The sequence below is a fragment of the Arthrobacter sp. genome, assembly GCF_030540645.1.
In the GTDB taxonomy this organism is placed as follows: Bacteria; Actinomycetota; Actinomycetes; order Actinomycetales; family Micrococcaceae; genus Specibacter.
Genome location: NZ_JAUNVV010000124.1, coordinates 1 through 6,005 on the forward strand (window position 1 = coordinate 1; position 6,005 = coordinate 6,005).

At 64.6% G+C, this 6,005-nt stretch carries 4 protein-coding genes and 1 pseudogene; 1 reads left to right on the forward strand and 4 read right to left on the reverse strand.

What is annotated here, in order from left to right; genetic code table 11:
• The 4 genes and pseudogenes from Q4P21_RS15565 to Q4P21_RS15580 form a co-directional block, all read right to left on the reverse strand.
• A pseudogene (locus tag Q4P21_RS15565) lies at window positions 1-379 on the reverse strand (phenylacetic acid degradation bifunctional protein PaaZ); the annotation flags it as partial.
• An 89-nt stretch (window positions 380-468) separates the two neighbouring features.
• Complete coding sequence (locus Q4P21_RS15570) at window positions 469-1,362, reverse strand: 3-hydroxyacyl-CoA dehydrogenase family protein (RefSeq protein WP_303389638.1); 894 nt, start codon at window positions 1,360-1,362, stop codon at window positions 469-471.
• Window positions 1,359-2,168, reverse strand: a complete 810-nt coding sequence (locus Q4P21_RS15575; RefSeq protein ID WP_303389639.1) for an enoyl-CoA hydratase/isomerase family protein — start codon at window positions 2,166-2,168, stop codon at window positions 1,359-1,361. Before Q4P21_RS15575 ends, Q4P21_RS15570 begins: the two co-directional genes overlap by 4 nt.
• Complete coding sequence (locus Q4P21_RS15580; RefSeq protein WP_303389640.1) at window positions 2,168-3,394, reverse strand: acetyl-CoA C-acyltransferase; 1,227 nt, start codon at window positions 3,392-3,394, stop codon at window positions 2,168-2,170. Before Q4P21_RS15580 ends, Q4P21_RS15575 begins: the two co-directional genes overlap by 1 nt.
• Before the next feature lie 197 nt (window positions 3,395-3,591).
• Between Q4P21_RS15580 and Q4P21_RS15585 the strand changes: the two genes are divergently transcribed.
• The gene (locus Q4P21_RS15585; protein ID WP_303389641.1) at window positions 3,592-5,805 is read left to right on the forward strand and encodes a S9 family peptidase; all 2,214 of its coding nucleotides are present in this window, start codon (window positions 3,592-3,594) and stop codon (window positions 5,803-5,805) included.
• The last annotated feature ends 200 nt before the right edge of the window (window positions 5,806-6,005 follow it).

Below are 6,005 nucleotides of genomic sequence, written 5' to 3' on the forward strand. Positions count from 1 at the left end.
GCAGTTCGCGCCGGCCCTTGGAGGACAGCGTGAACAGCACCCCGATGCCACCGTCGATGTCCACCATGGAGTCGATTTTTGTGGCTCCGGTTTGTGCGGAGACCGCGTACAGCTCCTCGCGGCGTCCGTTGAGATAGCCAGCCAATTCACGCAGTTTCAACGCGCGCTCGTGGATGGTCAACTTGCCCAGTTCATTCCTGCCGACTGTGCGCCCATGCTCCACCACGGCGGCCAGGTCCAGCCCGTCCACGGAGACTCGGGCCAGCACCTCCCCAGTGCTGGCGTCCCGCGCGTCGGTGCCGCGGACGTCTGCATCCGGCGTCCACCAGGCATCTTGGACATAGCTGGGAACAAACCCTGTTTTCGTTGCGGTGGCCATCGCCAAACCGTCCTTTCAAAGTACCTCGATGTGCCGTACGGTTTGCGGTGCTGCTGTGTGGGCAGTGGTGGTACTGCTGCCCGGGTGACTCAATCCCAGTCGAAAAATCCTCTGCCGGTTTTACGTCCCAGCTCGCCGCGAGCCACCTTGTCACGCAGGAGCTGCGGTGGCGCAAACCTCTCCCCCAGCGTCGATTCCAGGTACTCGGCAATCTCCAGCCGAACGTCGAGTCCCACCAAGTCTGTGGTGCGCAGCGGGCCCGTGGCGTGTTTGTAGCCGAGCACCATGGCTGCGTCGATATCCTGTGCACTGGCAACACTGTCCTCCAGCATGCGCATAGCCTCCAATGCCAAAGCCACACCCAAGCGCGAGGAGGCAAAGCCCGGGGAATCCTTGACCACCACTGCGGTCTTACCCAACGCGGCCACCCACCCCTTGGCGGAATCCACCAGCATCGGCAGCGTGCGGCTGGCTACAACCACTTCGACAAGGGTGGACGACGGGACGGGGTTGAAAAAGTGCAGGCCAATGAAGTTTTGTGGGCGGGTCAGCCCAGCAGCCAGCCCGGCGATGGACAGCGAGGACGTGTTTGAAGCGAGGAATGCCGTGGCGCTGAGATGCTTTTCCACGCGTTGCAGTGAGGCAACCTTGAGATCTAAGATTTCCGGGACGGCTTCAACCACCAGTTCCTTGTCGGCGAAATCTGCGTAATCGGTGGAGACCGCCAACCGGGCCATGAGCGTACCGGCCCCGCCAATCTGTCCGCGTTCCACGGACTTGGCCACGGCGGATTCCACCCGCTCACGTGCGCTGGCGGCCGCGTCGCCGTCGCGCTCCACCACCACAACGTTGCAGCCAGCCAGTAGAAACGCGTGTGCGATCCCGGCACCCATGCGCCCACCCCCCAAAACGCCCACAAACTGCGGAAGGGTTGGCGAACAGACCCCCGAAAGTGCGGGAGCGTCGGGTTGGGTGGGGGTCATGACTGCTTCCTATCCAGGAACGCCTGCATGCGCTCGAACTTGGCCGGGGATTCAAACAGCTCCGCCTGGGCCAAGTTGTCCACCGCCGGATGGGCCTCGCGGGGTGCGTGGAACACCCGCTTCGTGGCTTGCAGGGCCAACGGGTCCTGTGCACAGATCCTGTCCGCGAGCGCGTGAGCCGCATCAAGCAGCCCCGCCTGCTCCACCAGCTCGGTAATAAGCCCCACGGCGAGGGCGCCCTCGCCGGTGAGGATGCGACCGGCCAGCAGCAGCTGTTTGGCGACAGGCTCGCCCACCAATTCCTTCAGCCGCCACGTGGCACCGGCAGCGGCCATGATGCCCAGCGACGTTTCCGGCTGGCCCATGCGCAGCGCCCGGGTGCCGATTCGGAAGTCGGCCGCATACGCCAGCTCGGCACCGCCACCGAGCGCATACCCGTCCAGTGCGGCAATGACGGGCATGGGCAGCTTGGCAATCCGCTCGAATAGGCCGGAGTTGATGCCGGCCAGCGCATCCTGGCGCCGACGCCCGCGCAGTTCGGCGATGTCGGCTCCCGAAGCAAAAATGCCCTTGATGCCAGCCACCTCATCCCCAACAGTGCCGTGAAGAATGAGCACTTTCGGCTGGGCCTCCAGCAGCTCACACACAGCGTGGAGTTCCGCGACCATGCGGGCGTTGATTGCGTTGCGCACCTCCGGCCGATTCAGCTGCACCACCACCCGGTCCGCCGCATCGGTGACCAGCAGCGTGGCAAAGGCCTCCTGTCCAGGGAGGTGTCCGGCGTCGTCCGTCACGGTGCCGTCCATCACAGGCCTCCCACCAGCAGTGCGGCGCCTTGTCCCACGCCGATGCACATGGTGGCCAGGCCCAGCCCTCCCGGGGATTCCCGTTCCAGGCGGCCCAGTAGCGTGACCACGAGCCGCGAGCCGGAGGAGCCCAGCGGGTGGCCCAGGGCGATGGCACCGCCGTCGAGGTTGACTGTGCCCGGGTCCAGGCCGAGCTCACGTATGCTGGCCAGCGACTGCGACGCGAACGCTTCATTAAGTTCGACGGTGGCCAGTTCGCCCACGCTTCTGCCTTGCCGTTGGAGGACCTTGGCTGTGGCGGCAACCGGGCCCATGCCCATGATTTCCGGGGCAAGGCCCGCAGCGGCCCCGTCGATGATGCGGGCGCGCGGGGTCAAACCGTACTTCTGGAGGGCGGCTTCGGAAGCGACCAGGATGGCGGAGGCGCCATCGTTCAATGTTGAGGAATTGCCCGCCGTGACCACAGTGCCGCCCTTCACCACCGGGCGCAGGCCGGCCAATACATCCATGGTGGTGCCGGGGCGCGGGCCTTCATCGTCGCTGATCACGGTGTCCGCCTTGCGGCCGTGGACCGTGACGGGGACAATTTCTTCGCGGAGCCGGCCCGCGGCGATGGCAGCCAGGGCAAGTTCGTGGGAGCGCACCGAAAACGCGTCGCAATCCTCCCGGGACGTTTTGTAGCGCCGGGCTACCTCTTCGGCTGTTTCCGTCATGGAGAACGTCATTTTGCCGTCACGGGAGAGTTCGCCGGAGAGGAAGTTCGGGTTCGTGAACCTCCAGCCGATGGACGTGTCGAAGCTGGCTCCAGGCTTGGCGAAGGCCTTTTCCGGCTTGGCCATGACCCACGGGGCGCGGGACATCGACTCGACGCCGCCGGCCACCACCAGATCCGCGGCCCCGGCCTTGATCATGTGGGAGGCCATGGTGATGGCACTCATTCCGGAGGCGCACAGGCGGTTGACGGTGATGCCTGGAACCGTGTCCGGGAAGCCTGCCAGCAGCCAGGCCATGCGGGCCACGTTGCGGTTTTCCTCACCGGCGCCGTTGGCGTTGCCCAGAATGACCTCGTCCACCATGGCCGGGTCCACGCCGGTTCTGGCCACCAGTTCCCTCACAACCAATGCGGCGAGGTCGTCGGGACGAATCGTTGAGAGCGCTCCGCCGTAACGTCCAACGGGTGTTCGGACCCCGCCCACCAAAAACGCCTGCGGTGCCTTTCCGGACATGGCCACACCCTTCTCCCGCAAGCGTGCAGAGCGGCTGGACCCTCGGCACGCGACAGTCCAGCAAATTACCGACCGTTCGTTCTATAAATATTCCATGAGGTGGGCAGTCGGTCAACCATTCAGGCCGGAGTGGACCCCGGCTGCGCTGTCGGCATACTCCCACCCTGATGCAGCCCTATCTCTATACAGTGGATTCCATGAGCACTTCCGACGCCGTTGCAGCCCAGTCCGCCACGATTCCCACCGCCACCGAAGCCACCACCAGGCCCCCGGTTGCGAAGAAGGTTCCCACCGACAGGACACACCACGGGGACACGTTTGTGGACAACTACGAGTGGCTGCGGGAGAAGGAAAACCCGGAAGTGGTGGCGCACCTGAACGCCGAACAGGCCTATACGGATGCCGTCACCGCCGACCAGGAGACACTGCGCGACGATATTTTCAACGAGATCAAGAACCGCACGCAGGAAACCGATCTGTCCGTTCCCAGCCGCAAGGACGGCTGGTGGTACTACGGGCGCATGGTGGAAGGCCAGTCGTACGGCATCCAGTGCCGGGTCGCCGCGGAGAGCACCGGCGGTCTTGCGGACTGGACGCCTCCCGTCATTGAACCCGGCGTCGATGTGCCGGGCGAACAGGTCCTGCTGGACTGCAACGCCGAGGCCGAGGGCAAGCCCTTCTTCTCACTGGGCGGCGCGTCCGTCACCCGCGACGGCAACCTTTACGCCTATGCCGCGGACTTTGCCGGCGATGAGCTTTTCACCATCCGCATTAAGGATCTTCGCACCGGCGAGCTGCTGCCGGAAACCATTGAAAACGTGTTCTACGGGCTGACGTTCTCGCCCGACGGCAGCACGCTTTACTACATGCTGGCTGACGATTCCTGGCGCCCCCACCAGGTGAAATCCCATATTTTGGGCACTCCCGTGGAAAGCGATAAGGTCCTCTACCAGGAGGACGACGTCGCCATGTGGACAGGCTTCGAGCTCTCCGCCGACCGCAGCCACCTGGTCATCGGCATCGGCTGCTCCGAGTTCAGCGAAACCCGGATGCTGGACTTTGCCGCCCCAGAAAAGGGCCTGCAGCTGCTCATCCCCCGTACCGCCGAGATCCTGTACGACGCCGAACCCTTCCTTCAGGACGGCGTCGAAAAGGTGCTGCTCACCCATGACCGCGACGCCGTCAACTCCATGATTTCCGTGGTTGATGCCGCGGAGTTCGGCAAGCCGGTGGCCGAACAGCACTGGGACACGGTGGTGCCCCACGACGATTCGGTGCGCATCAACGGTGCCACCGTGACGGCAACACACATGGTGGTTTCACTGCGCAAGGACACCATTGAGCGCATCCAGGTGACCGCGCTGGAAGGCTTGGGAACACCCGGGCAGAGCGCCGCCGTCGAGCCTGTCTTTGACGAGGAGCTGTACACGGCCTCGATGGGCGGGAGCGAATACGAGTCACCGCTGATCCGGCTCATCTACACCTCGGATTTCACGCCGCCGCGCGTCTACGACTACGTGCTGCCGCTTGCCGGGGCGGACGGCGAGCTGCTGTTGCGCAAGGAAACACCGGTGCTGGGCGGCTACAACGCCTCCGACTATGTTGCCGAACGCGTCTGGGCCACGGCCGACGACGGCACGCAAGTTCCGTTGTCGGTGCTGCGCCGCGCGAATTTGCCCCGCGATGGTGCGAACGCGGGTGTGGTGTACGGCTACGGCTCCTACGAAGTCAGCATGGACCCCGGCTTCAGCGTCGCACGGCTCTCGCTTTTGGACCGCGGCGTGGTGTTTGTCGTTGCCCACGTGCGCGGTGGCGGCGAGATGGGCCGGCACTGGTATGAGAACGGGAAGAAGCTGAACAAGAAGAACACGTTCACCGACTTCGTTACCGCCACTAACTGGCTGGCCGCTTCGGGATGGGTGGACCCCGCACGCATCGCGGCCATGGGCGGCTCAGCCGGCGGGCTGCTCATGGGCGCCGTGGCGAATCTGGCACCGGAAAAGTACGCGGCCATTGTCGCGCAGGTACCATTCGTGGACGCGCTGACCACCATCCTGGACCCGGAGCTGCCACTTTCCGCACTGGAATGGGAGGAGTGGGGCAACCCAATCACCGACCCAGAGGTGTACAAGTACATGAAGGACTACACCCCATATGAGAACGTGCGGCCCGTGGCGTACCCGAAGATCGCGGCCGTCACCAGCTTCAACGACACCCGCGTACTGTACGTGGAACCGGCCAAGTGGGTGCAGGAACTGCGTGCCGTCTCCACTGGAACGGAGCCGATTGTGCTGAAAATCGAAATGGACGGTGGCCACGGCGGCGCGTCCGGCCGCTACGAAGGCTGGAAGACGCGGGCTTGGGACTACGCGTTCCTGGCTGACGCGCTCGGGGCCACGCAGCTGCGCTGATTCGAAGAATCGGAAAGGGGCAGTTGGCAATGTTCACCGCGAACACTGCCAACTGCCCCCGTCTCGAAACGCGCGGCGGCCGTATCGCTGAAAAGGGCCTGCGTCACTTCAGCCTAGAAGAGGATCGAAAAGCCCTGCCAGCCGCGGCCCACCTGCGCTGCTGAGAGCCAGCCGCCGTTGCCGCTGCCGCGGTACAACCA